16 protein-coding genes, 1 tRNA gene and 1 riboswitch are annotated in these 23,980 nt (G+C 75.3%); of the genes, 10 read left to right on the top strand and 7 right to left on the bottom strand.

The annotated features are described in order from the left end of the window. Nucleotides 1-99: 99 nt before the first annotated feature. The 5 genes from P3H78_RS27525 to P3H78_RS27545 all read left to right on the top strand — a co-directional run bounded on the left by P3H78_RS27525 (nucleotide 100) and on the right by P3H78_RS27545 (nucleotide 5,295). The gene (locus tag P3H78_RS27525; protein WP_276111868.1) at nucleotides 100-1,230 is read left to right on the top strand and encodes a dihydrofolate reductase family protein; all 1,131 of its coding nucleotides are present in this window, start codon (nucleotides 100-102) and stop codon (nucleotides 1,228-1,230) included. A 110-nt stretch (nucleotides 1,231-1,340) separates the two neighbouring features. Continuing rightward, a tRNA-Met gene (locus tag P3H78_RS27530) sits at nucleotides 1,341-1,414 on the top strand. A gap of 207 nt (nucleotides 1,415-1,621) precedes the next feature. Further along, complete coding sequence (locus P3H78_RS27535; RefSeq protein WP_438828049.1) at nucleotides 1,622-2,857, top strand: PP2C family protein-serine/threonine phosphatase; 1,236 nt, start codon at nucleotides 1,622-1,624, stop codon at nucleotides 2,855-2,857. Between the two features lie 236 nt (nucleotides 2,858-3,093). Next, a riboswitch (cyclic di-AMP (ydaO/yuaA leader) is annotated at nucleotides 3,094-3,250 on the top strand. Between the two features lie 11 nt (nucleotides 3,251-3,261). Then, nucleotides 3,262-4,293, top strand: a complete 1,032-nt coding sequence (locus P3H78_RS27540) for a M23 family metallopeptidase (RefSeq protein ID WP_276111887.1) — start codon at nucleotides 3,262-3,264, stop codon at nucleotides 4,291-4,293. A 57-nt stretch (nucleotides 4,294-4,350) separates the two neighbouring features. Further along, entirely contained in the window at nucleotides 4,351-5,295 is a 945-nt protein-coding gene (locus tag P3H78_RS27545) for an aldo/keto reductase (RefSeq protein WP_276111869.1), read from the top strand. 486 nt (nucleotides 5,296-5,781) lie between these two features. Here P3H78_RS27545 and P3H78_RS27550 read toward each other — a convergent pair whose 3' ends face one another. The 4 genes from P3H78_RS27550 to P3H78_RS27565 all read right to left on the bottom strand — a co-directional run bounded on the left by P3H78_RS27550 (nucleotide 5,782) and on the right by P3H78_RS27565 (nucleotide 11,002). After that, complete coding sequence (locus P3H78_RS27550) at nucleotides 5,782-7,242, bottom strand: PrsW family intramembrane metalloprotease (RefSeq protein ID WP_276111870.1); 1,461 nt, start codon at nucleotides 7,240-7,242, stop codon at nucleotides 5,782-5,784. Between the two features lie 60 nt (nucleotides 7,243-7,302). Next, nucleotides 7,303-8,196 (bottom strand): tRNA (guanosine(46)-N7)-methyltransferase TrmB, encoded by an 894-nt coding sequence (gene trmB, locus P3H78_RS27555; RefSeq protein WP_276111871.1) that lies wholly within the window; start codon nucleotides 8,194-8,196, stop codon nucleotides 7,303-7,305. A 54-nt stretch (nucleotides 8,197-8,250) separates the two neighbouring features. Beyond that, complete coding sequence (gene lhgD, locus P3H78_RS27560) at nucleotides 8,251-9,462, bottom strand: L-2-hydroxyglutarate dehydrogenase (protein WP_276111872.1); 1,212 nt, start codon at nucleotides 9,460-9,462, stop codon at nucleotides 8,251-8,253. 115 nt (nucleotides 9,463-9,577) lie between these two features. Then, the gene (locus P3H78_RS27565; protein ID WP_276111873.1) at nucleotides 9,578-11,002 is read right to left on the bottom strand and encodes an NsdA family TPR-like regulatory protein; all 1,425 of its coding nucleotides are present in this window, start codon (nucleotides 11,000-11,002) and stop codon (nucleotides 9,578-9,580) included. 681 nt (nucleotides 11,003-11,683) lie between these two features. Here P3H78_RS27565 and P3H78_RS27570 point away from each other — a divergent pair. Next, on the top strand, nucleotides 11,684-13,762 hold the full coding sequence (locus tag P3H78_RS27570; RefSeq protein ID WP_276111874.1) for an asparagine synthase-related protein: 2,079 nt from the start codon (nucleotides 11,684-11,686) through the stop codon (nucleotides 13,760-13,762). Between the two features lie 95 nt (nucleotides 13,763-13,857). Here the strand turns inward: P3H78_RS27570 and P3H78_RS27575 are convergent, their stop codons facing one another. Further along, nucleotides 13,858-15,906 carry a sigma-70 family RNA polymerase sigma factor gene (locus P3H78_RS27575; protein ID WP_276111875.1) on the bottom strand — a complete coding sequence of 683 codons (2,049 nt, stop codon included), beginning with the start codon at nucleotides 15,904-15,906 and terminating at the stop codon, nucleotides 13,858-13,860. 199 nt (nucleotides 15,907-16,105) lie between these two features. Next, nucleotides 16,106-16,867: a TetR/AcrR family transcriptional regulator gene (locus P3H78_RS27580; protein WP_276111876.1), complete on the bottom strand. Its 762-nt coding sequence runs from the start codon at nucleotides 16,865-16,867 to the stop codon at nucleotides 16,106-16,108. A 393-nt stretch (nucleotides 16,868-17,260) separates the two neighbouring features. Here P3H78_RS27580 and P3H78_RS27585 point away from each other — a divergent pair, with 393 nt between their 5' ends. The 3 genes from P3H78_RS27585 (at nucleotide 17,261) to P3H78_RS27595 (ending at nucleotide 21,450) form a co-directional block, all read left to right on the top strand. Next, entirely contained in the window at nucleotides 17,261-18,637 is a 1,377-nt protein-coding gene (locus tag P3H78_RS27585; protein WP_276111877.1) for an NAD(P)/FAD-dependent oxidoreductase, read from the top strand. A gap of 235 nt (nucleotides 18,638-18,872) precedes the next feature. Continuing rightward, nucleotides 18,873-20,570, top strand: coding sequence for an ATP-binding SpoIIE family protein phosphatase (locus tag P3H78_RS27590; RefSeq protein WP_276111878.1), 1,698 nt, complete (start codon nucleotides 18,873-18,875; stop codon nucleotides 20,568-20,570). Between the two features lie 64 nt (nucleotides 20,571-20,634). After that, entirely contained in the window at nucleotides 20,635-21,450 is an 816-nt protein-coding gene (locus P3H78_RS27595) for a class I SAM-dependent methyltransferase (RefSeq protein WP_276111879.1), read from the top strand. A 79-nt stretch (nucleotides 21,451-21,529) separates the two neighbouring features. Here the strand turns inward: P3H78_RS27595 and P3H78_RS27600 are convergent, their stop codons facing one another. Beyond that, the gene (locus tag P3H78_RS27600; protein ID WP_276111888.1) at nucleotides 21,530-22,792 is read right to left on the bottom strand and encodes an MFS transporter; all 1,263 of its coding nucleotides are present in this window, start codon (nucleotides 22,790-22,792) and stop codon (nucleotides 21,530-21,532) included. Nucleotides 22,793-22,969: 177 nt separating this feature from the next. Here P3H78_RS27600 and P3H78_RS27605 point away from each other — a divergent pair, with 177 nt between their 5' ends. After that, nucleotides 22,970-23,521 carry a MarR family winged helix-turn-helix transcriptional regulator gene (locus tag P3H78_RS27605; RefSeq protein ID WP_276111880.1) on the top strand — a complete coding sequence of 184 codons (552 nt, stop codon included), beginning with the start codon at nucleotides 22,970-22,972 and terminating at the stop codon, nucleotides 23,519-23,521. The last annotated feature ends 459 nt before the right edge of the window (nucleotides 23,522-23,980 follow it).

Consider the following 23,980-nt stretch of genomic DNA (forward strand, 5'->3'; position numbering starts at 1 on the left):
TCCGCCGCGCAGGCCGCGGCCGTGCCGCGACGCCCGTGCCGGGAGCGGCCACGCCCCCGCCGGAGGTCGCGGCACCCGTGCCGGGAGTAAAGTGCGGCGATGCCCCGTCCGTACGTTCTGCTGTCCGCCGCCGTCTCCCTCGACGGCTATCTGGACGACACCGGTCCCGAGCGCCTCCTGCTGTCCGGCCCCGCCGACTTCGACCGCGTGGACGAGGTGCGGGCCTCCGTCGACGCGATCCTCGTCGGCGCCGGGACCCTGCGCGCCGACAACCCGCGCCTGCTGGTCAACTCGCCCGAGCGGCGCGCCGCCAGGGTCGCCGCGGGCGAGCCGGAGTACCCCCTGAAGGTCACGGTCAGCGCCGGGGGCGAGCTGGATCCCGCGGCGCGGTTCTGGCACACGGGCGGCGACAAGGTCGTCTACACCACCGACCGGGGCGCCGAGCGGCTGCGCGGGAGCGGTGTCGCCGCGGACGTGGTGCCGCTGGGTGCCGAGCTGGACTGGCGGCTGCTGCTGGAGCACCTGCACGACGTGCGCGGTGTGCGGCGGCTGATGGTCGAGGGCGGCGGCACCGTGCACACCCAGCTGCTCCAGCAGGAACTCGCGGACGAGGTGCAGCTCGTGCTCGCCCCGCTGTTCGTGGGGGACCCGGACGCGCCGCGCCTGTTCGGGCCGGGCACCTACCAGGGCGGCCGGCTGCGGCTGGTGGAGAGCAGGGCCGTCGAGGACGTCGTCCTCATGCGCTACGAGCCGACGGCCCCCGGCACCGGCGGCCGCACCGTCCCCGCGGACCGGCACTGGCTGCGGCTGGCCTGCGACCTGGCGGCCCAGTGCCCGCCCTCGCGGACCGCGTTCAGCGTGGGCGCGGTGGTGGTGGCCGCCGACGGCACCGAACTGGCCCGGGGCCACTCCCGCGAGGGCGGTGACCCGGCCGTGCACGCCGAGGAGGCGGCCCTGGCGAAGATCGACCCGACGGACCCGCGGCTGGCCGGCGCCACGGTCTACAGCAGCCTGGAGCCGTGCGCGCGCCGCGCCTCCCGGCCGCGCCCGTGCGCCCGGCTGATCCTCGACGCGGGGGTGCGGCGGGTCGTCACGGCCTGGCGGGAGCCGGACACGTTCGTCGTGGAGGCCGACGGGACCGGGGTGCTCGCGGCGGGCGGGACCGAGGTCGTGCTGATGCCGGAGTGGGCCGAGCGGGCCAAGGCGCCGAACCGTCATCTGACGCCCTGAAACAGGCTCCGGCACCGCGCCGCCGGCCGCGCGGACGGCGGGTGAACGGGAGCCGACGTCAACGGATGTGCATTCCGCCCCGCGGATGTCGTACAGTAGAGACACAACGACGCGGGGTGGAGCAGCTCGGTAGCTCGCTGGGCTCATAACCCAGAGGTCGCAGGTTCAAATCCTGTCCCCGCTACTGAAGGCTCAGGGCCGGAATCCACAAGGATTCCGGCCCTGAGTGTTTTCCGGGGCCGGCCTGCGTCGTCACCCCACCCGTCCGTACGTGTTTCACGTCACATCCTGTCCTCCGGACGGCGCACACCGGCTCGCTCCCCGCACCCGCTGAGGGAAACCTGGACGCGCGGAGCACATCGGCATGAACATGCGCGGCGGGAGACGACAGGTGCGGCCTGGTGAGGTGGAGGACGAGGGGCCGTACGACCTCAAGGCCCTCGAGGACGACCTCGACCCGTACGCCCGGGCGGGCGGGCGGCCGCCCGGCGACCCCGTGCCCGACCCCGGCCTCGGCGGCGGCACCGGCCGGGGTCCGGACGACGAGGGCGAGGAGCGGCGGATCTCCCGCGCCCGCGCCCTCGTCCGGACGCTCCCGGCGCTGCTGCTCGCCGCGGGCGCCTGCTACGACCGCTTCGCCCCGACCCGTTTCACCGCCGCCCCCCTCTTCACGGCCGCGCCCCTGGTCGCCGCGCCGCTGCTGTCGCGCCGGGCCACCGTCCTCACCGGCGCGGCGGCCGTCGCGCTGGCGCTCGGCCTGCACCTCAGGGTGGGCGCCGGGCTGCACGTCGGCGGGGTCGCCGAACTGGTCACCGTGACGACCGTCGCCGTGCTCGCGGTGCTCATCAACATCCTGGTGCGGCGCAGCGACGAGCGGCTGGCCACCGCCCGGGAGATCGCCGAGGCCGCCCAGCGCGCCGTGCTGCCCGAGCCCTCCGGCCGGATCGGGGGGCTGCAGGTCGCCGCCCGCTACGAGGCGGCGCAGGCCGGTGCGTTCATCGGCGGGGACCTCTACGCGGTGCAGGACAGCCCGTACGGCGTCCGCCTCGTCGTCGGCGACGTGCGGGGCAAGGGCATGGGGGCGGTCGCCGCCGTGGCCGTGGTCATCGGGGCCTTCCGCGAGGCCGCCGAACAGGAGGAGACGCTGGAGGCGGTGGCGCAGCGGCTGGAGCGGGCGCTGGCGCGTGAGGGCACCCGCCGCGAGGGCATCGACGCCTTCGAGGGCTTCACCACCGCCGTGCTCGCCGAGGTCCCGCACGACGCCCCGGTGGTGCGCCTGGTCAACCGCGGCCATCCCCCGCCGGTGCTGCTGTACGCGGACGGAACCCTGCGCACCCTGCTCGCGAGCGACCCGGCGCTGCCGCTCGGGATGGGCGACCTGGGGATCTGGCCCGACCACGCGGAGGAGACGCGCTTCCCCTCCGGGGCCACCCTCCTCCTGCACACCGACGGCCTGTCCGAGGCGCGGGACGAGCGGGGCGCCTTCTACGACCCCGAACGGCGGCTGGCCGGCCGGACCTTCCGCGACCCGGCCGCCCTGGTCGCCGGAGTGGCGGCGGAGGTGCGCCGTCACTCCGGAGGCGGCATGACGGACGACATGGCGCTGCTGGCCGTCCGGCGTCCGTGAAAGTGCCACCACACGCGCCGAGCGTGCGCCTGGAGCGCAATGACGCGATTGACGCGCCGTCAGCGGCTCCCGGGCGCGCTGGGCCGGTCGACTCGCCCGGTTTTCGCCTCCGGTGGACCCTAGGTCCCCGCTGGAAAGGTTTAACGATCAAGCCGAACGGCTTGGAATCGGAGGCCCGGGTCTATTAACGTTCGATAACGCAGCGCGGTCGTCCCAGCCGTCACCCGCGACGGCTCCGTGCGCGCCCGCCGAATCCCGCGAGGGAACCGGGGAACCAACCCAGTGGGGTGAATCGGGCGTCGACTGCCGTGTCCGCACGGAGGTTTACGCGCGTAGGAGACCTTCCCGCTCCGAACCCGTCAGCTAACCCGGTAGGCGTGACGGAAGGAAAGGAGCGCGCCCGCGTGGCGTCCAACCGGCCTGCCTCTGAAGCCCCGTTCGTGCCGAGTCAGCGCACCGAGACCTTCGGCTACGGCGAACACCGTACCGACGAGGGCCCGTGGGAGGAGTGGAACCCGACCGAGGAGTCCCTCCGCCCCGTACGCGGCCGGCACCGTGTCGCCAAGCAGCGCGGCGGCGGACTCGCCCGCAGCTCCACGGTCCTCGGCGTCGGCGTCATCGCCGCCGTCGGCGCGGGCGGCATGGCCAGCGCCAACACCGGCAAGCCGCCGGTCTCGATCTCCATGCCCGACCTGCCCTCCGTGGGCGCCCTCTTCGACGACGCCCCCGAAGCGCCCCAGGGTTCGGCGACCGCGCTCAGCAGCCTCGCCACCGACACCGCGGACACCGCGCAGCAGGACACCGGCGCGGGCGAGTCCCTGCGCAGCCGCATCATGGCGCAGGCCGAGCAGCAGCAGGCCCAGGTCGACACCAAGGCCCAGGCGGCCGCGGAGGAGGCCGCGGTGCGGAAGGCCGACGAGGCGGCCGCCAGGGCGAAGAAGGAGGCCGCGGCCCAGGCGGCCGCCGTGAAGCGGAAGGCGGAGGAGGCGGCCAGGCAGAAGGCCGCAGCCGCCCACCTGGCCGAGCTGGCCAAGCAGTACACCCTGCCGACGTCCTCGTACACGATCACCGGCACCTTCGGGCAGCCCGGCTCCATGTGGTCCTCCGGCTACCACACGGGCCTCGACTTCGCCGCCCCGACCGGCACCCTGATCAAGGCCATCCACAGCGGCACGATCACCCAGGCCGGCTGGGCCGGTGCCTACGGCTACCGCACCGTGCTCACCCTGGACGACGGCACCGAGCTGTGGTTCTGCCACCAGTCCTCGATCGGCGTCACGGTCGGCCAGAAGGTCGCCACGGGCGACGTCATCGGCCGCGTGGGCGCCACCGGCAACGTCACCGGACCGCACGTCCACCTGGAGGTCCACCCCGACGGCCAGGCCACCGGCATCGACCCGATGCCCTGGCTGCGGAGCAAGGGCCTCACCCCCTGACCCGTACGGGCCCGCGCTGCGGAATGCGTTGATCCGCTGCGGTTGTTGATGTCGTACATGACTTCTCTACGCAAGCTGGGCCCGTCCGACCTCGAGGTCTTCCCGCTCGCCCTCGGCGGCAACGTCTTCGGCTGGACCGCCGACGAGGCGCAGTCCTTCGCCGTCCTGGACGCCTACACGGCCGCCGGGGGCAACTTCGTCGACACCGCCGACGCCTACTCGGCGTGGGCCGAGGGCAACCGGGGCGGCGAGTCCGAGACGATCCTCGGCAGGTGGCTCGGCAAGCGGGGCAACCGCTCCGACGTCGTCATCGCCACCAAGGTCAGCCAGCACCCCGAGTTCCGGGGCCTGAACGCCGCCACCATCAAGGCCGCGGCCGACGCCTCGCTCACCCGCCTGGGCACCGACTACATCGACCTCTACTACACCCACTTCGACCAGCCGGACGTGCCGGTCGAGGAGATCATCGGCGCGCTCGACGAGCTGGTGCGGGCGGGCAAGGTGCGGCACATCGCCGCGTCCAACATCTCCGCCGAGCGGCTGCGCGCCTCCCTGGAGTTCTCCGAGAAGGAGGGCCTGGCCCGGTACGTCGCGCTCCAGCCGCACTACAACCTGGTCTCCCGCGACACCTACGAGGGCGGGCTCCAGGACCTCGCCGAGCGCTCCGGCCTGGCGGCCGTCCCCTACTACGCGCTGGCCTCGGGCTTCCTGACCGGCAAGTACCGGCCCGGTGCCGAGGTGGACAGCGCGCGGGCGCAGGGCGCCGCGGCGCACCTGGCGACCGAGCGCGGGCAGAAGGTGCTCACCGCGCTCGACGAGGTAGCCCGGGCCCACGGCGCGCCGGTCGCCACGGTCGCCCTCGCCTGGCTCGCCGCCCGGCCCACGGTGACCGCCCCGATCGCCTCCGCCCGGACCGTCGAGCAGCTCCCGGCCCTGCTGGGCGTGGCGGACCTGGAACTCACCCCGGAGGAGCTCGCCCGGCTGACCGAGGCGTCCGCCTGACCTCCCCGCGCTGACGCCCAACGGCCCGGCGCGCGCCGGGCTGACGCGCACCGCGCTGACGCGCACCGGCCCGACGCGCGCCGGGCTGACGCGCACCGCGCTGACGCGCACCGGCCCGACGCGCGCCGGGCTGACGTGCACCGCGCTGACCCGTGCCGGGCTGACCCGCACTGCGCTGACCCGCACCGGGCTGACGCGCACTGCGCTGACGTGCGCCGGGCTGACACGCACCGCGCTGACCCGCGCCGGGCTGACGTCCGCCGGGCTGACCCGCACTGCGCTGACCCGCGCCGGGCTCACGCACACCGGGCCGACCCGCACCGGGCTCTCGCCGCCGGGCCGACGCGTCCCCGGGCTGCGTGGCCCGGTGCGTCCCCGGACTGCGCAGGCGGGTGCGTCACCGGGCTGCGCGGGCGGGTGCGCCCCGGGCCCCGCGCCGCGGACGCAGGGGGCCGGGCAGGAGCCGCCCGGCCCGGCCCGGCCCGGTCAGGTCCGGTACGGGTTGTGGGCCGGGTGCGCAGTCGCCGGACCGTGCGGGCCGGGGGGCGTCGGGAAGCCGTACCCCCGGCCGTGCGGCTGTGCCGGTGCGGCCGGGGCCCAGCCCGTGGGCGGACCCGGCGTGCCGTACGCCCAGCCCGCCTGCTGCCCGTGCGGGCCGTGGAGCCAGCCCGTCGGCCGGCCGGGCGACCCGTAGGGCGGCCAGGGCGGCACGGTGACCGCGACCGGCCGTGCCGTCATCCGGGCCGCGTGGTCCAGCGCGGGCTGGGCCACCTCCCGGCGCAGCCACATCTGTCCCAGCAGCTCCCGCTCCCGGGCGGCGAAGTCCGCCCCCGCGCGTCCCCGGCGGGCCCGGTGCCGCAGGAACGCGAGCGAGGTCGCGTAGGCCTCGTACTGGGCGACCGCCCGTCCCGCGGCCTTCCCCGCCTGCCGCCGGGCCTGGTCGCGGGCCAGCCGCCGGGCCCGCATGGACCCCAGGGCGAAGGGCTCGGCGGGCGTCAGCCACCCGGCCGCGGTGTACGCGGGCAGCTCCTCGCGCACCGTCCGCAGCTCCCGCTGCCGGGTCCAGACGACCAGCCAGGTCAGCAGCGCGAACGCGGGCAGCATGAACGCCGCGTACACGGCGAAGAAGCCGAACGCGCCGAAGGTCGAGGAGCCGTTCCACAAGGCGTGCATGGTCATCGCGAGCAGCAGCCCGGCCGGCGGCAGCAGCATCCGCCGCAGCCGCTGGCGGTCCGCGCTGCCGGCGGCGGCGCCGAAGCCGATGCCGGAGAACACCGTGAACAGCGGGTGCGCGAACGGCGACATGACGATACGCACGAAGAACGTCGCCGCGGTGACGGAGGCGATGCCCCGGCCGCCGCTCAGCTGGTCGGCGCCGAAAGCGGTGCCGAGGTAGAGGATGTTCTCGGTGAACGCGAAGCCGGTCGCGGTCACCCCGGCGATGACGACCCCGTCCACGACGCCGGTGAAGTCGCGTCTGCGGAAGAGGAAGACCAGCAGGATCGCGGTCGCCTTCGCGGACTCCTCCACGATCGGCGCTATCACGGTCGCGCCGAGGGTGTCCGCGCCGGAGGGGTCGGCGGTCGCCGTCGCTATCCACCGGGTCGCGAAACTGTTCGCGACGATGGCGATCAGCGCCGCCGCGCACGCCCCCCAGGCGAACGCGAACACCAGGTTGCGCCAGGGCGCCGGCTCGACCCGGTCGAGCCAGCGGAAGGCGGCGGTGAGCAGCGGCACAGGAAGCACCGCGAGCCCGAGCCCGACCAGGAAGCCCTCGGTGCCGGTCTGCTGACGGACCAGGGCCAGGATGACCAGACCGGACAGCGCGAGCAGCGTGGCCGCGGCGCCGTACCGCACCCACCGCCTCTGCCACCAGTGCGCGTGCCGGGGCCGGCCGCCGGCGGGACCGCTCGGGTACGACGTCGGATACGGGGGACAGATGGCCACGGCATTGACCCTAACGAGGGAGGGCGCCGCACGCGACGGTGCCTCGGGTCCCGAGGGCGGTCAGTCGCGGTCGCGGCGCTCGGCGGGCGGCTGCTCCGGCAGATCCTGGACCGTCCGCCGGTCCCCGTGCGGTACGCGGCGGAAGAGGAGATCGTTCACCACGTGGCCCTTGTCCAGCCCCTGCTCCTCGAAGCGGGTCAGCGGCCGGAAGACGGGCCGGGGGGCGAAACCGCCGGCGGCCTCGGTGTTCTCGAAGGCCGGGTGCGCGGTGAGCACCTCCAGCATCTGCTCGGCGTACGGCTCCCAGTCGGTCGCACAGTGCACGAGCGCGCCGGGCCCGAGCCGGGTCGCGGCCAGCGTCAGGAACTCCGGCTGGATCAGCCGCCGCTTGTGGTGCCGCTTCTTCGGCCAGGGGTCGGGGAAGTACACCCGCAGCCCGTCGAGCGCGTCGGGGCGGAGCATCTCGCGGAGCAGGATGATCGCGTCGCCGTTGCCGACCCGGACGTTGGTCAGGCCGTGCCGTTCCGCCAGGTTCAGCAGGTTGCCCTGGCCCGGGGTGTGCACGTCGACGGCGAGGATGTTGGTGTCCGGGTCGGCCGCCGCCATCTGCGCGGTGGCCTCGCCCATCCCGAAGCCGATCTCCAGCACCACCGGGCGCCGGTTCCCGAACAGCTCGGCCAGGTCGATCACCCGCTGCCCGTCGATGTCCAGCCCCCACTGCGGCCACAGCCGCTGGAGCGCGTCCGCCTGCCCCGCGGTCACCCGGCTGCGGCGGGGCTGGAAGCTGCGGATCCGCCGCTCGAAGTGCGATCCCGCCGGGTCGGCCCGCGGCCCGTCGGGGAAGCGCGGCTCCCCCTTGGCCCGGGTGTGCCGCACGGACACGCCGGCGACGTGCTCGTGCTGCTCGCCGGGGGCGGGACGGGAGGCTTCGGGGGTGTTCAGGGAGTTCGACACAGTGAAGTCGATTTTACGGGGCCGGGCGTGCGGCCGGGCGTCCCGTGGCACGGCTCACGCCGACGCCAGCGCGGTCAGCGCCCGGCGTGCCACCTCCCGCCCGATCGGGAGGGACGCCGTGGCGGCGGGGCTCGGTGCGTTCAGCACGTGGACCGCGCGGGCGCTCTCACGGATCAGGAAGTCGTCGAGGAGCGTGCCGTCCCGCAGGACGGCCTGGGCCCGCACCCCGGCAGCGGTGGGCACCAGGTCCTCCTCGCCGACCGCGGGCAGCAGCCGGCGTACCGCCTCGGTGAAGGCCGTCCTCGACACCGACCGCCGCAGCTCGCCCGCACCGTACCGCCAGTGCCGGCGGGCTATCCGCCAGGCGCCGGGCCAGCTCAGCGTCCCCGCCAGCTCCCGGGGCCGCACCACGCCCCAGCCGTACCCCTCGCGGGCGAGGGCGGGGACCGCGTTCGGCCCGACGTGGACGTCGCCGGCGACGCCCCGGGTCAGGTGCACCCCGAGGAAGGGGAACGCGGGGTCCGGCACCGGGTAGACCAGGCCGCGCACCAGCTCGGGACGGGCCAGCTCGTAGTACTCGCCCCGGAACGGCACGATCCGGACCCCGGGGTCGTCGCCGGTGAGGCGGGCCACCTCGTCGCAGTACAGCCCCGCGCAGTTCACCAGGACGCGGGCGCGGACGACGTCGCCGCGGGCGGTCGCGACGGCGACCCCGCGCTCGGGCCGCCGGTCCACGCGGACGACCCGCGCCCCGTACCGGATCTCCGCACCGGAGGCCTCGGCAAGCTGCCGGGCGACGCCCACGAAGTCGCAGATCCCGGTCGTGCCCACCCGGATCGCCGCGAGGCCGCGGACCTCCGGCTCGTACTCCGCGATCTGGGCGGCGCCGAGCTCGCGGACGGGAATGCCGTTCTCCCGGCCGCGCTGGACGAGGGCGTGCAGGCGGGGCAGCTCCTGCCGGCCGGTGGCGACGATCAGCTTGCCGGTGACGGCGTGCGCGATGCCGTACTCGGCGCAGAACTTGACCATCTCGGCGGCGCCGCGCACCGCGAAGCGCGCCTTGAGGGAGCCGGGCCGGTAGTAGATCCCGCTGTGGATCACGCCGCTGTTGCGCCCCGTCTGGTGCCGGGCGGGGCCGGGTTCCTTCTCCAGGACGGTCACGCGGGTGCCCGGCGCGGCGCGCGAGATCGCGAACGCCGTGGACAGGCCGACGATCCCGCCCCCGACCACCAGCACGTCGCAGTCGTACGCGATGTCCGGCCGCATCCGCCTCACCACCTCCCGGCTTCGATAGTGCACTGCGCCACTGACAATGCCCGCAAACCCGGGACGTGAGGCCCGTCGCACCTCGCGCCGGGCCGTCCGCCGTGCCGCGGCCGGGTCAGGCGGGGGTCATCAGCAGCGGCCGGGCGCGTTCGCGCAGCTCCACCACGCGCGGCTCGTCGCCGTACGGCTCCAGCCGGTGCAGGAGGTCCTTGACGTACTCCGTGGTCCGCGCGGACGAGATCCGCCCGGCGACCTCCACGGCCCGGACGCCCTGCTCGCAGGCGGCGTCCAGGTTCCCCGACTCCAGCTCGGCGACCGCCGACACCACCAGGCGCAGGCCGTGCGAGCGCACGAACTCCTCCGTCGGCTTCGACAGCGCCTGCTCGGTGAAGCGGCGGACCTGGCGGGGCGCCTTCAGGTCGCGGTAGCACTCGGCGGCGTCGGCGGCGAACCGGTCGTAGCCGTAGAAGCCGAGCCAGGACGGGTCCTGGTCGCCCTCGCGGGAGCGCTCCAGCCAGCCCTCGGCCGCCTTGAGCGCGGCGCCGGCCGCCTGGGCGTCCCCCGCGCGGGCGTGCGCGCGGGCCTCGACGAGCCGGAAGAAGCTCATGGTGCGGGCGGTGGCCAGGCCGCGGTTGCGCTCCAGCGCGGCCTGCGCGAGGTCGACGCCCTCGTCGCCGAAGCCGCGGTAGGTCGCCTGCAGGGACATCGACGCCAGGACGTAGCCGCCGAGCGGGACGTCGGCGGCCGCGCGGGCCAGGCGCAGCGCCTGGATGTAGTAGCGCTGGGCGGCCTCCTGCTGGCCGGTGTCGAAGGCCATCCAGCCCGCCAGGCGGGTCAGCTCCGCGGAGGCGCCGAACAGGGCCCGGCCGACCTCGTCGGAGTAGGAGGCGAGCAGCAGGGGCGCCGCCTCGACCCGCAGGCACTCCGGCACCATCGACGAACGCCAGTCGCCGCCTCCGTACTTGGAGTCCCAGCGCCTGGCGTCCTCCGCGGCCTCCCGCAGTTTCTGCACGTCGCTGTGGCCGACTTTGACCGGTGCGCCCGAGTCCTCCGCGGAGGGGGCCTCGCGCGCCACCGAGCTGTCGGCCGGGGTTATCAGCCAGCGTGAGGCGGGCGTCGCGTAGGCGCTCACCGCGAACGATCCGGCCAGCGACTGCCAGATGCCGCCGGTGCCGGCCCGCCGCCCGGCGAGGTCGAGCCGGTACAGCTCGGTCGCCGACCGGACCGCCTGCCCGACGTCCCGCGGGAAGGCGAGGCCGACCTCGGGCGCGGGGTCCGCGTCCGCCAGGCCGATCTCGTGAAGCGGCACCGGGCGGCCGAGCTTCTGGCCGATCGCGGCCGCGATGAGGTGCGGCGCCGCACCCTGCGGGACCATCCCCTTCGACACCCAGCGCGCCACCGACGTCTTGTCGTAGCGAAGGGTCAACCCGCGCTGCGCACCGAGGTCGTTGACCCGGCGGGCGAGTCCTGCGTTGCTGATTCCCGCGAGGGCGAGAACGGCGCCGAGTTTTTCGTTCGGCCCGCGTTGCTCCCTGGACATGCGCCACCCCTCGACACAGACGGCTGCCGTGCTGGCATAACCGCGCGGCATTCGTAAACCCAGCGTAGTTCGCCGGATCCCAAGCGTTAAGGGGCATTGTTCCGGATGGCGGGATTGTGGCCCGTACGGAAGTACGGGCCCTGCACGCAGGGTTGCGGCGCGCTCCCGCTGTGTGGCCGTGCGCCCGGCCGTGCGCTCTTCTCCGGCCATCGGGGGAGCGGTTCCATGGTCGTCGTGGGTCGGCCCGCTGGACTGGATCCAGTGGGCTGGGGGATACCGCCGCCTCCATCCCCGCGGGCGGCGGAACGGTCCGGGAGGCGAACTCCGCCTCCCGGACTGCAGGTTGCCCATCCCGGGTGCCGGACATGTACGGAGCGTGGGCACGCCCGACCGACCCGATTCGATTTGGCTGGAAACAACCCCCCGTCTTTCGGCGCCGATTCCCGTCCCCACCACGGGAGTTGACGGCGCTCAGGGGGTCGGGGGGAGCGCACCGGGGGGCGCATTCACGTCGTAACCGCCGCTCCCGGTGCCGGTGTTCGAGCGGACCCGGGCAGGCGCGCGAGAGCGCACCCGGCGGGCCGAAGCATGCTCCGCCTCCCCTCCGGCGCGCTTCCTTCGTGGCAGCATGGTGACCCGGTTCGTAGGGTGCACTGGTGTCCACAGCCCGTGGAGGCGTCGATGCGGTGGTTGGTGGGATGGAGCAGCACCGCCACGGGCGCCGCCGGGACCGGTTCCGCGGGCGCCACCGGCCAGGACGGCGAGACCGTGCACCCGGTCGGCTCCCAGCTGCTGTGGGGCGACCCCGACCCGCTGTGGGCGGTCGGCGACTGGCGGCCCGACGAGGTCCGCACGATCCGCGCCGACGCGCAGACGCGGCTCGCGGTCCTCGGCACCTGCGGCGCCACCGACGAGCAGCTGCGGGTCGGTCTGTTCGCCGCGCGCGGCGGAGCGCTGCGCCACCTCACCGCCTGGCCCGGCAGCTACACGGCCGTCGTCCAGGTCGGCCGCCGCGTCACCGTCTGCGGCGACCTCGCCGGCGCCCGCCCCGTCTTCCACACCCCGTGGGCCGGCGGGACCGCCTACGCCACCGCCGCCCTGCCGCTCGCCGACCTCACCGAGGCCAACCTCGACTTCGGCCACCTCGCCGCCCTGCTCGCCGCCCCCGAGGTGCCCGCCGCCCTGCACGACTCCACGCCCTACGAGGGCGTCCGCCGCGTCCCGCCCGGGCACGCGCTGATCCTGCGCGCCGGGGCCCGCGAGATCGCCGGGTACGAGCCGGTCGCCTCGCTCGCCGTCGCGGCTCCGCCCGCCGACCCGGACAGCGCCGTCGGCGCCCTGCGGGACGCCCTGGTCGACGCGGTCCGGGCCCGGCTCTCGGCGCCCCGCCACGTGCCCGACATCGACCCCGGACCGGTGCCCGGCATGGGGCCCGCCGAGCGCCGCGCGGCCCGCGGGATGCCCGTGCCGGGGATCGGCGCCGACCTGTCCGGCGGCCCGGCCTCCGGCACGCTCGCGCTGCTGGCGGCCGGGCTGCCCGGGATGCCGGGCACTCTCCTGGGCCACGGCACCGGAGCCGGCGAACGTCTGCTCGCCGTCACCTTCAACGACCTCGCCGTGGGCGGACGCGACGCCGAACTGGAGCGCGCCGGGACCCTCGCGGCCAACCCCCGTCTGCACCACGTCGTGGTCACCGGCGGCGAGGAGGTGCTGCCGTACGCCGACCTGGAGGGCCCGCTCACCGACGAGCCGGGACCCTCGCTGGTGGCGGCCGCCCGGCACCGCGCCCGGCTGGCCTCCGGCAGCGCGGACCACTTCACCGGCCACGGCGCCCGGCAGGTCCTGGACGCCCACCCGGCCCGGCTCGCCGACCTGCTGATGGACCGCAAGCGGCGCCACCTGGTCCGGCCCGTCGCCGCGCTCGCCCGGGCCGACGGGTCGGTGATGGTCCCCGCGCGCGTCTACGGGGCGGCCCGGCGGCTGGCCCGGACGCCGTACCGGGCCGGCCTGGAGGCCCTCGCCGACCGGCTGCTGCAACGGCACTTCGACGAGCCCGGAGGTGCGGTGGGCGCGTCGCTGGCGGCGCTCGCCTGGGGGAGACCCGGGCCGGCGGCGCGCTGGCTGACCGGGGAGGCGCTGGCCGAAGTATCGGTTCGGCTGCAGGGGGCGACGCACCGCTCCGGGAGCGGGCCGGGACAGCGCCCCGGCGACTACCGCGCACGGGCCGCGCTCACCCGGCACGCAGCCGACCTGCGCGTCCTCGAGCAGGCCGCCGAGATCCGCTCCCAGCGCCTGCACACCCCCTTCCTGGACAACCAGGTCGTGCGCGCCTGCCGGGCCCTGCCGGAGGCGCTGCGGGTGCAGCCCGGCGCACGGGCCGCGATCCTGCGCACCGTCCTGGAGGGCGCCGGGGTCGGCGAGCTGCCGCCCGGCTGGGGCGCCCCCTCGCACGCGCCGGCCGCGGTGGCCGCGCGGGCCGGTCTGCGGGTGGCCGTGGACCCCCTGATGGACCTGTTCGCGACACCGCTGCTCGCGGAGGCGGGGCTGGTGGAGGCGCGCGTGGTGCGCAAGGCGCTGCGCGCGGCGGTGGCGGGCGAGCCGCTCCCGCTGGACGGCCTGGCCGACCTGGTGTCGCTCGAACTGTGGCTGCGCCGGCTCCTGTCCCGCCGCGGCACCTGCTGGACCGGCACCCCCGCCCGGGCCCGCGCGGTCCCGGCCGGCATCGCACCGCAACGGGGGGCGCTGGCCCCGGGGAGGTAGAGAACCGGTGCCGGGCGGCGGGGGAGGCCGCCCGCACCGCGTCCGCAGCGTCCGGCGCGCCCGGGACCTCCGCGGCACGCCCGGGGGGACAGGCCTCAGCCCGCGTCGCCCGGCACGGGATCCCCGTCGCAGGTGAACGTGGACTCCGCCCAGTCGGCGAGGGCGACCGTGTCGAAGACGCTGCGCGGCGCGACGACCAGGCGGACCGTACGGCGGCCGGTGAGGTCCACATGGACGGGGACGGCGGCGTCGCGGCCCGCGACCGTGTCCGAGCTCCACAGCCGGAGGCCGTCGGCGTACACGGAGAAGACCACCCGGCCGAGACCGCGGGTCAGGCCGTCGACGCCCGCTCGTGCGTCGTAGGAGGTGCACGGGCGGTTGAGGTCGACGGTCACCGAGGAACCGCCGCGGACGGTGACCCCGTGCGCGTACCGCTTCCCGCCCGCCGACAGGCCGTGCCGCTGCCACACCCAGCTGCTTCCGGCGAGCCGCATCTCGGGCGCGCTGCCGTCGCCGGTGAGGTCGTAGCGCAGGCCGCTCCACTCGTACACCACCGGCGCGGGCGTCGGCGGGGGCGGCGGCGTCGGTGAGGGGCCGGGGGTGGGCGGGGGCGACGGACGAGGCGCCGGCGGGGTCCGGGTCGGGCTGGGCCGCGGTGCGGGCCGGGGCGGCGCCGGGCGGTGGGCCGGGGCCGGGGAGGGCGTCGGTGCGGGCCGGGACGGCGGGCGGGGCGCGGGATGCGGGTGCGGCGGCAGGGACGTGGACGGCTGGGGCCGCACCACCGGGGCGGAGGCGGGCGGCGGGACCGCCGCCGGCGTCCGGACGGGACCGCCCTGGCCGGCCAGGGCGAGGGCGACGGCTGCGGCCGCCGTGGTGACGACCCCCGCCGCGATGCCGGCCTTCACCGGAGCACCGAGCCCCTCGGCGGCCGCCGCGCCGCCGCCCGCGCCCGCTCCGCCGGAGGAACCGCCCCCGGCTGCGGCGGCCGCGCCCGCGGCGCCCGCCGCGCCCGCTCCACCGGCGACGAGGCCGACGGCCTTGGCGTATCCGGCGGCGCCGAACCAGCCGATGACCGCGACCGGCACGACCGCGGGGATGCCGCCGGCGACCTCCTCGATCTGGCCGGCCGCCAGCCGGCACCGGGCGCACTCCTCCAGGTGCTTGCGCAGTCCCCGCTCGGCACGGGTGCGCAGCCGGCGCCGGGCGTAGCCGCCGAGCTGGTCGGCGTAACGGGCGCAGGACTCGTCGCCGGTGAGGGCGGCACTGACGTGGGCCTGGAGGTACGCCTGCCTAAGGCCCTCGCGGGCGCGGCTGGCGAGGACACGGGTGCCGTTGGCGTCCAGGCCGAAGAGGGTGGCGACCTCGCTCGGGGACTCGTCCTCGACCTCGGTGTGCCACAGCACCGCCTGCCACCGCTCGGGCAGCGAACGGAAGGCCCGCATGGCGAGCGACTGGTCGGCCTCGTGCATCGCCCGGACGTCGGCGCCCAGTTCGAGCGTGGCGTCGGCGGGCCCCTCGGAGCCGCGGACCGCCTGCGCGGCGAACACGGCGAAGTCCTCCACCAGATGCTCGCGCCGCGCGGTCGCCGTCCAGTGCGCGGCGACGCGCCGGACGGTGGTGAGGAGGTACGCGCGGACGGCGTGGTCGGGGCCGGCCCCGCCGCGCACCGCCTGGAGCATGCGGGCGAAGACCTCGGCGGTGAGGTCGTCGGCGGTGTGCGTGTCGCGGCAGCAGGTACGGGCGTACCGGCGCACGGCGGCGGCGTGCCGGCGGTACAGCTCCTCGTACGCCGTGCCGTCGCCCGCACGCATCCGCGCGATCAGGTCGGCGTCGGAGGGCGGCAGACCGGCCGGCGGGGGCGGCACCCCCTCCTCGTACCGGTCGCGCTGCGGGGGAATCCCACCCCGCACCGGAACCTCACCCTCATTCGGAGCCGGAGCCGGAGCCGGAGCCGGAGCCGGAGCCGGAGCCGGAGCCGTGTCGCGGGGGACCGCGGCCGGGCCGCCCTGCTCCGGCACCTTCGAGGACCCGCCCTGCTCCGGCACCTTCGAGGACCCGCCCTGCTCCGGCACCTTCGGGGCGCGGAGTCCGTCCGCGCCCGCCCCGCCGTCGCCGCGTGACGCGTCGCGTCCGTCAACGCCCATCGCGGAAAGCCTCCGCTGCCGGCCCAGCCGTCCCGATCATCGGGTCAGCGTGCCACACGGGTACGGGCCGGGACGTGGTTGTACGGATCGTCCACTCGTCCGTGGGGAGTTGTCGCGTCCCGATACCGGAGTTCACCCGATCGGGGAATGCCGGCAGGGGCCGGTCCCGGCGGCCGGGGCACCCCCCGGCCGCCCCGGATCACATCGGCCGCGACCGCAGCCCCTCCAGCAGGATGTCCAGCAGCCGCGCCGACGCCGCCGCCTGCTGCGCCGGGTCCGGCAGCGAGGGCGCCGCCGTCGCGATCACCAGCAGCACGTCCGACACGGACACGTCCGGGCGCAGCTCACCCGCCGCACGGGCCCGCTCCACGAGCCGGCCCACGACCTCCAGCAGCTCCGCCGCCCCGGCGTGCTCCTCGGCCCCGCCCACCGCGGGCCCGTCGGGCACCAGCCGCAGCTCGGCCGAGGCCGACTGGGTGCGCTGCTGCGGCACCCGCGGCTCGGTCCCGGGCGCGGCCTCGTCCGCCACGCCCACCCGCAGCACCTGCGGCGGCAGCAGCCGGCCCGCGCCGGACGCCACCGACGTCCGCAGGAAGCGGGACAGCGCCGACCACGGCTCGTCCTCCTGGCCGAGCGCGGCCCGCGCCTGGTCGGTCAGCCGGGCCGTCTCCTCCTCGGCGATCCGCCGCACCAGCACGTCCTTGCTCGGGAAGCGCCGGTACACCGTGCCGACGCCGACCCGCGCGCGGCGGGCCACGTCCTCCATCGGGGCCCCGTACCCGAGTTCCCCGAAGACCTCGCGCGCGGCCCGGAGCACGTGCTCGAGGTTGCGCTGCGCGTCCACGCGCAGCGGCGTCGTCCGCGGCCCCTCGCCGCGCCCGCCGCCCGCGGTCATGCCCATCGCCCCGCCGATGGGCGCGACGGTGGCCGCGGTGGACCACTGAGTGTCCTGAACATGCATAGAACTTCCCCCGGTCATGACGTCTCCCCCCGGAGACTCCCCGTCACTGAATCCGGGGTGCGCCAAGCGGGTCCGTGCCCGGCCGAGCCCGCTCACGAGATCCGGTTCCATCCCGCGGGCTCCGTCGGCCACATCCCCTACACCCCGTCGACACACGAACATAGTTGAGAGGGAGTCAATTCAGAAGGGGGAGGTTCCGCACAGAGCGCCCCCCGATCGGAGTACGGGCCGCATACGTCCGGATTGCGCCCCCTTCCGCACCCCGGCTCACACCGGCTGACCTGCGCGCCTGTCCCGCGCCCCGACGATTCGGCCAACCCCGCCCGGCCCGCCCTCCCGGTCACACAATTCGCCGGGCCTGTGGACAAACGACTGCGCCGGGTGCGTCATGGGGTGGTGAAGGAACGTGCGCGCATTCTCGTTGTCGGCGGCGGCTACGTCGGGATGTTCACGGCGCTGCGACTCCAGCAGCGGATGAGGCAGGAGCTGCGGCGGGGCGAGGCCGAGATCACCGTCGTCACGCCCGACCCCTACATGACGTACCAGCCCTTCCTGCCCGAGGCCGCGGCCGGCGCCATCTCGCCGCGCCACGTCGTCGTCCCGCTGCGCCGGGTGCTGGACCGCTGCCGCATCGTCGTCGGCGAGGCGACGTCCGTCGACCACGCGCGCCGCACCGCGACCGTGACCACCCTCGCCACCGAGGAGGGCGGCGGCACCGAGACCCTGGCCTACGACGAACTCGTCCTCGCGCCCGGTTCGGTCTCGCGCACCCTGCCCATCCCCGGCCTCGTCGACTACGGCATCGGCTTCAAGACCGTCGAGGAGGCCATCGGCCTGCGCAACCACGTCCTGGAGCAGATGGACATCGCCTCCTCCACCCGCGACCCCGCGATCCGCGACGCCGCCCTCACCTTCGTCTTCGTCGGCGGCGGCTACGCGGGGGTGGAGGCCCTCGGCGAACTGGAGGACATGGCCCGCTACGCCGCGCGGTACTACCACAACGTCCGGCCCGAGGACATGAAGTGGATCCTCGTCGAGGCGTCGGACCGCATCCTGCCCGAGGTCGGCGAGGAGATGGGCCGCTACACGGTCACCGAGCTGCGCCGCCGCAACATCCAGGTCCTCCTCGACACCCGCCTCACCACCTGCGCCGACCGCGTCGCCGTGCTCAGCGACGGCCAGCGGTTCCCCACCCGCACCCTGGTGTGGACCGCCGGCGTCAAGCCGCACCCGCTGCTCGCCGCCACCGACCTCCCGCGCAACGGGCGGGGCCGGCTCTCCTGCACCGCCCAACTGCGCGTCGACGGCGTGGAGCACGCCTGGGCCGCGGGCGACGCGGCCGCCGTCCCCGACGTCACCGCCGCCGAGCCCGGCACCGAGACCGCCCCCAACGCCCAGCACGCGGTCCGCCAGGCCAAGGTGCTCGGCGACAACATCGCCCACGCCCTGCGCGGCGAGCCCCTCGACACGTACGCGCACCGGTACGTCGGCTCGGTCGCCTCCCTGGGGCTGCACAAGGGCGTCGCGCAGGTCTACGGCCGCAAACTCAAGGGGTACCCTGCGTGGTTCATGCACCGGGCCTACCACCTCAGCCGGGTGCCGACCTTCAACCGGAAGGCCCGGGTCCTGGCCGAATGGACGCTGGCAGGACTCTTCAAGCGGGAGATCGTCTCCCTCGGATCGCTGGAACATCCCCGCGCGGAGTTCGAACTGGCGGCCGGTGGAAAGCATCCTCTCGACCCCCGCATCAACCCGAAGGGGTCGTCCTGACCGGACCGAGGAACTCCTGGGGACGCCCCGGCGTCTGACGGATGTCGGTGCGGTCCGCCACACTGCCAGACTGGTCCACCACCGTGGGCGGTCGACCATCCGTCCTGGAGCACCCGGCGCTCTCCCCTGTGCTGCACCCCGCGACAGCAAGACCGCACGGCCACCGTCCGCGCGGCCCCGGCACCCCCCGGCCGGGCCGGAGCCGGCCCGACACGACGACACGAGGCAAGGATTCGTGAACTTCACGCGCTGGAGCGCCCGGCTCCCCGGAACGCAGCGCCGCGCCGCGGCGCGGACCGATCTCGCGGTCCCCCCGGACCGGCGCGTGGACGGCGCCGTCCCCGCGGCGCGCGCCGAAGCGCCCTCCGGCACTCCGGGATGCGCTCCCGCCGTCGACGGACTCCCCGCGCGGGAGGTGCTCGACCGCGTCCCCGCCCTCGTCGCCCTCGTCCACGGCACCGACCACCGCATCGCCTACGTCAACGACGCCTACGCGACGGCGTTCGGCGCCCGCCCCGTCGGCGAACCGGCCCGCGACGCCCTGCCCGAGCTGCGCGAGCTGGGCCTGCTCCCGCTGCTCGACCAGGTCCTGCGCAGCGGCCGGCCCCGCACCCTGAAGTCCCGCCGCGCACCGGACGGCCGCTCGTACACCTTCACCTGCACCCCCGTCGCCGGCTCCGGCCACCACGGTGCCCCGCCGCCCGACGGCACCCCCGCCCCGGACGGCCGCGAGGGCTCCGGCGTGCTGGTCTTCGCCACCGACGTCACCGACCACGCCGAGGCCGCCGAGCGGCTGCGCGCCAGCGAGCGGCGGCAGCGCGAGACCGCCGTCACCCTCCAGCGCTCGCTGCTGCCGCAGGTCCTGGAGCAGCCGGACGACCTGCGCATCGCCGCGACCTACCAGCCCGGCGGCACCGAGGCCGCGGTCGGCGGCGACTGGTACGACGTGATCACACTCGGCGGCGGCCGCACGGCCCTCGTCATCGGCGACGTGATGGGCCGCGGGGTCCGCGCGGCCGCCGTCATGGGCCAGCTGCGCACCGCCGTCCGCGCCTACGCCCGCCTCGACCTGCCCCCGCACGAGGTCCTCCAGCTCCTCGACGGCCTCGCCACCGAGATCGACGCCAACCAGATCGCCACCTGCGTCTACGCCATCCACGACCCGAACGAGGGGCGGCTGGTGTACGCCTCCGCCGGGCACCTGCCGATCCTGGTCCGCGACGCCGCCGGCGCCGTGCTGCGCACCGACGAGCCCACCGGCCCGCCGCTCGGCACCGGCGGCTGGATCCACACCTCCGGCTCGGTCCCGCTCGGCCCCGGTTCCACCGCCGTCCTCTACACCGACGGCCTGGTGGAGCGCCGCGACGAGGACCTCGACGAGGGCATCGCCGCCCTGGAGCGCGCCCTCGCCGGCGCCACCGGCACCCCCCAGGTGGTGTGCGACCGCCTGGTCCGCTCGGCCGGGGTCCAGGCGGACCACGACGACGACGTGGCGGTCCTCGTCCTCCAGCACCCGGCCCGCACCGGCCAGGACGGCGAGCTGTTCCGCAACGCCGCCCTCGAACTGCTCGGCGGAGTCGAGGCGGCCCCCCGCGCGCGGGCCTTCGCCTCCGGCGTCCTCACCAGCTGGCGCTTCGCCCCCGACCTGCACGACCTGGGCGTCCTCGCGGCGAGCGAGCTCGTCGCCAACTCCCTGCAGCACGGCACCCCGCCGATGCGCCTGCGCCTGCGGCGCACCGACCGCCGTCTGATCGTGGAGGTCACCGACGGCGACGACCACCTCCCGCGCCGCCGCCGCGCGGAACCGGGCGACGAGTCCGGCCGCGGCATCGCGATCATCGCCTCCATCGCGTCGAACTGGGGCTCGCGCCGCACCCCGGGCGGCGGAAAGGCGGTCTGGTGCGAGTTCGCCCTGCCCCGCGCCACGGGGTGACGCTCCGCCGCGGCGGGCAGCGCGGCGGCTAGGCGAAGCGGCCCGGCGGTGCTAGTAGCTCAGCATGGCTGACGCATCCGGATTCCCTCTCGGGGGCAGCGCCCCCGAGCGCTACGAGCAGTACGTCGCGCCGATCGTGGCGCCCTTCGTCACCGCACTCGTGGACGCCGTCGACCTCTACCCCGGTGCCGCGGTGCTCGACCTCGCCTGCGGCACCGGCTTCGCCGCCCGCGCGGCCGCCGCCCGGGTCGGCCCCTCCGGCCGGGTCTTCGGCACGGACCCCGACGCGGGCAGGCTCAAGGTGGCCGAGGCCCTCCACCCTCGCCTGTACCCCGACATCGAGTTCACCGTCGCCCCCGCGGACGGCCTGCCCTACCCGGACGCCGGATTCGACGCGGTGCTCTGCCTGCAGGGCGCCCAGCTGTTCCCCGGCCTCGACGCGGCCCTCGCGGAGGCCGCCCGGGTCACCCGCCCCGGCGGCCGCTTCGCCGCCACGGTCTGGGCCGACCGCTCGAGGTCCCCCTACTTCGAGGCGCAGTACGAGGTGCTCCGGGAGTACGGCGGCCCGGACGTCGCCGAGGACTTCGCGCGGACCCTGGCCCGCACCGCGGAACACCTCACCGGTGCCCTCACCGCCGCCGGCTTCCACGACACCGTGAGCCGCGAGATCACCTTCGGCATCACGCTTCCCCCGCTGGAGGGGTTCTCCCGCGGCCGGCTGTCGGTGGTGCCCTGGGGCCAGGGGATCGTCGAGACCCGGGGCGAGGAGGCCTTGGCCGAGGCGGGCCGCGCCCTCGCCGCCCGGCTCGCCGACCGCACCGCCCCGGACGGCACGGCGACCCTGCCCTTCAGCGCGATCCTCACCACGGCCGTCCGCTGACGGACCGGGCACCGGCCGTCCCGGAACGGGCCGGGGCGGCCGCCACCCGCAGGTGACGGCCGCCCCGGACCCGGCCCCCTCAGGCCTGTGCGGACACCGGCTCCGTGGCCGCCCCGCCCCGGGCGACCACCCGGCTCCGCGCGGCCCACGGATGGTCCTGCTCCGCGGTCAGCCGCCGCCCGAGCCGCAGCGCGAGCACCGAGATCCCCAGCGAGAACAGCAGGAACGTCATGACGTACGGGCCGTGCAGCGCGGCACCCATCGGGCCGCCCACCGCAGGTCCGATCGCCAGCGCGAGCTGCTTCACCAGCGCGAAGGCGGAGTTGTACTGCCCGGCCAGCCCGGTCGGAGCCAGGTCCGCGACCAGCGGCGCGACCGTCGGCGACAGCATCGCCTCCCCCAGGCCGAACAGGGCGTAGGTGGAGACGAACGCGGCCGTCGCCATGGTCCGGCTGCCGTGCCCGAGGCCCGCGTAGGCCGCCGCGGCCCACGCCACCGCCCAGACCAGGCCCACGGCCGCGATCACCCGGGTCCGCCGGCGCCGCTCGACGAACCGCAGCACCGCGAACTGGGCGACCACGATCATCAGCGTGTTCGCGGCCAGCGCGGTCCCCAGTGCGGACGTGGAGATCCCGGCGGCCTCCACGCCGTAGGCGCTCAGCCCCGACTCGAACTGCCCGTAGCAGGCGAAGAAGAGCACGAACCCCAGCACGCACAGCTGCACCATGGCCCGGTTGCCCGCCAGCTGCCGCCAGGCGCCCCGCGCGCCACCGCCCGGGGTCTCCTCGATGCGCGGCGCGTGCGGCGTCCGCACCGTGGCCATCACGACCACCAGCAGCAGGAACACCGCCGCCTCGATCGCGAACAGCAGGGTGAACGAGGAGACCCGCGTGGTGTCGACGAGGTGACCCCCGATGAGCCCGCCCACGCCGAGACCGAGGTTCTGCAGGAAGAACTGCATCGCGAAGGCCCGGGAGCGGGTCTCCGACGCGGAGCAGTCCACGATCACCGTGGCCAGCGCCGGCTGCATCACGGCCTGCCCCGCGCCCAGCGCCGCCGCCGACAGCAGCACGCTCGCCGCGCCGCTCGCGAGGCCGAGGCTCAGGGCACCCAGGGCGGCGGTGACCAGGGCGGCGAGCAGGACCGGCAGGGGGCCGCGCCGCACGATCGCCCGGCCGGCGAACGGCAGCACGATCAGCGCGGCCACGGCGAACACGGCGAGGACCAGCCCCGCCGTCATGGCCCCCAGTCCCCGCACCTGCGCCACATAGACGTACAGGTAGGGGACGGTGAAGCCGAGCCCGAACGCGCTGAGTGCGTTGCCCACGTGGATCCGGCGCATCGCTGCGCCCATCGCCCTGGTCACGTTCACCTCTCTCGAGTCGCCGCGAGGAGTCGCGGGAGTCCGTCTGGAGCGCTCCAGTCGTTAGGACTGAAGACTTCGAATCTAAACTTCGAAGCTAAAGAGTACACGGCGAAGGACTTCAACGCCAAGCGACCCCGTGCCATACTGCGGGGCATGGGCGACACCTCCGGCGGCCTCGGCGAGCCGACACTCGAAGAGCAGATCGCCGCCTACCAGCGCGAGTTCCAGGGACTCGATCCCCAGGTCGAGAAGATCGTCTCGGCGCTGTCCCGCCTGAACCGGCGGATGAACGTCGCCTACGGCCGCCAGACGGCCGAGCTCGGGATCAGCAACGCGGAGTGGGAGGTCCTCAAGGCCCTCGTCCTCTCCGGCGCCCCCTACCGCCTGGGACCGAGCGATCTAGCCAAGCGCCTCGGCCTCACTCCGGCCGCCATGACCCACCGCATCGACCGCATGGTCGCGGAGGGCCTGGTCACCCGGGAGCGGGACGAGTCCAACCGGGTGCGCGTGATCGTGGAGCTGACGCCGGAGGGCCGCGAGAAGTGGCTGGAGGCCATGCGCCTGGCCTCGGTCTTCGAGGAGGACCTCCTCCAGGACCTGTCCCCGGACGAGCGCTCCGTGCTGGGGGAGGTCCTGACCCGGCTGCTGCGCCGCGTGGAGCACGCACAGCCGGACGCCGGCGGGCGGCTCAGCGATCTCGACTAAAAGATCTTGACAGCAGGCGCTTGACACCACTCTCCCGGATCCGTAGAGTCCTCCGGGTTGCCGCGAGGACGACATGTTCTCCGTCAGCACTCCCGCCGCACCAGCGGCACTCACACCATCCGCACGATCACCCTCCTCGGGTCGAATTCGGCGTGCCCGAATTCAATTCGAATAGGACTCGTCGATCCCGGTCCGGATCCGCAAGGGCCGATTGGGAATCGCCGCGAGGATCCGCTAAGGTTTGAGACGTCGGAACGGCCCAACAGCCGGGAAGACGGACCCCGCTGACCGGGGGTCAGGTCGAGAAAAGATCTGATAGAGTCGGAACCGCTGGAAAGGGAAACGCGGAAGCGGGAACCTGGAAAGCACCGAGGAAATCGGATCGGAAAGATCTGATAGAGTCGGAAACGCAAGACCGAAGGGAAGCGCCCGGAGGAAAGCCCGAGAGGGTGAGTACAA

Source organism: Streptomyces tropicalis, assembly GCF_029269835.1.
GTDB lineage: Bacteria > Actinomycetota > Actinomycetes > Streptomycetales > Streptomycetaceae > Streptomyces > Streptomyces tropicalis.

What these genes read in the sequence shown, in the direction of transcription:
- P3H78_RS27575 (WP_276111875.1), bottom strand. Translation starts at nt 15,906, where the DNA reads ATGGGCGTTGACGGACGCGACGCGTCACGCGGCGACGGCGGGGCGGGC.
- P3H78_RS27580 (WP_276111876.1), bottom strand. Translation starts at nt 16,867, where the DNA reads ATGCATGTTCAGGACACTCAGTGGTCCACCGCGGCCACCGTCGCGCCC.
- lhgD (WP_276111872.1), bottom strand. Translation starts at nt 9,462, where the DNA reads ATGCGGCCGGACATCGCGTACGACTGCGACGTGCTGGTGGTCGGGGGC.
- P3H78_RS27565 (WP_276111873.1), bottom strand. Translation starts at nt 11,002, where the DNA reads ATGTCCAGGGAGCAACGCGGGCCGAACGAAAAACTCGGCGCCGTTCTC.
- P3H78_RS27570 (WP_276111874.1), top strand. Translation starts at nt 11,684, where the DNA reads ATGCGGTGGTTGGTGGGATGGAGCAGCACCGCCACGGGCGCCGCCGGG.
- P3H78_RS27525 (WP_276111868.1), top strand. Translation starts at nt 100, where the DNA reads ATGCCCCGTCCGTACGTTCTGCTGTCCGCCGCCGTCTCCCTCGACGGC.
- P3H78_RS27600 (WP_276111888.1), bottom strand. Translation starts at nt 22,792, where the DNA reads ATGCGCCGGATCCACGTGGGCAACGCACTCAGCGCGTTCGGGCTCGGC.
- P3H78_RS27605 (WP_276111880.1), top strand. Translation starts at nt 22,970, where the DNA reads ATGGGCGACACCTCCGGCGGCCTCGGCGAGCCGACACTCGAAGAGCAG.
- P3H78_RS27595 (WP_276111879.1), top strand. Translation starts at nt 20,635, where the DNA reads ATGGCTGACGCATCCGGATTCCCTCTCGGGGGCAGCGCCCCCGAGCGC.
- P3H78_RS27545 (WP_276111869.1), top strand. Translation starts at nt 4,351, where the DNA reads ATGACTTCTCTACGCAAGCTGGGCCCGTCCGACCTCGAGGTCTTCCCG.